This is a genomic window from Bartonella sp. AA81SXKL, from assembly GCF_042196945.1.
Taxonomy (GTDB): domain Bacteria; phylum Pseudomonadota; class Alphaproteobacteria; order Rhizobiales; family Rhizobiaceae; genus Bartonella.
Map to the genome: position 1 here is coordinate 281 of NZ_JBHIRH010000426.1, position 256 is coordinate 536.

1 protein-coding gene is annotated in these 256 nt (G+C 38.3%); it reads left to right on the forward strand.

All coding sequences use genetic code 11. The features are described 5' to 3' along the window. Positions 1 to 256, forward strand: a 256-nt coding sequence (locus tag ACFINZ_RS12055) for a 2-oxo acid dehydrogenase subunit E2 (protein ID WP_375701654.1), incomplete at both ends; no start/stop codon positions are given.

The window sequence follows — 256 nt, forward strand, 5'->3', positions numbered from 1 at the left end:
TTTGGTGGATTCAAAGCAAAAAGTTCCGCATTTTTATGTAACGCTTGATTGTGAACTCGATGCGTTATTGGAGCTTCGTACACAATTGAATGCTGCTGCACCAATAATTAAAATGCAAGAAGGTTCTAAGCCTGCTTATAAGCTTTCCGTTAACGATATGATTATTAAAGCTGTAGCACTTTCTTTGATGGCAGTTCCCGATGCTAATGTTTCTTGGCTTGAGGGTGGAATACTTCATCACAAACATTGTGATGTT